This is a genomic window from Rhizomonospora bruguierae (assembly GCF_018397995.1).
In the GTDB taxonomy this organism is placed as follows: Bacteria; Actinomycetota; Actinomycetes; order Mycobacteriales; family Micromonosporaceae; genus Rhizomonospora; species Rhizomonospora bruguierae.
The window spans coordinates 1-566 of the sequence record NZ_BBQH01000009.1; the positions used below are offsets into that span (position 1 = coordinate 1).

Annotated in this window: 1 protein-coding gene; it reads left to right on the plus strand. The window is 74.2% G+C overall.

What is annotated here, in order from left to right; translation table 11 throughout:
• A partial coding sequence (locus KJS59_RS00045; protein WP_213450098.1) for an acyl carrier protein occupies positions 1-566 on the plus strand: 566 nt, incomplete at both ends.

Sequence of the window (566 nt, forward strand, 5' to 3'; positions counted from 1 at the left end):
CCGGCCGGTCACCGTACCGATCGGCCTCGACACCCGCGCCCTCGCCAGGAGCGGGGACGTGCCGCCGATCCTCAGTGGACTGATCGCTGGCCACGTGCGCGCCCGGCGCGCCGCAGTCGCACCGGGCGCCGAGTTCGCCGCGCGGCTCGCGGGGCTGGACGCCGCCGGACGGCTGGCGTTGATTCTCGGGGTCGTGCGGCTCCACGCCGCGCGGGTACTGGGGCACGACTCCATCGACGCGGTCCCCGCGGGCCGGGTGTTCAGCGAGTTGGGGTTCGACTCGCTCAGCGCGGTCGAGTTCCGCAACCAGCTCGGCGCCGCCACCGGTGTGCGCCTGCCGGCCACCCTGGTCTTCGACTACCCGACGCCGGAGGCGCTCGCCCGGTTCGTGTTCGACGAGCTAAAGGACTCCGGCCCGTCCCCGGTGCCGGCGGCCACCGCCACGGTGGTCGCCGGAAACGACCCGATCGTCATCGTCGGCATGGGCTGCCGGTTCCCGGGTGGGGTGTCATCGCCGGACGAGCTGTGGCACCTGCTGGGCAGCGGTGTGGACGCGATGGGCGGTC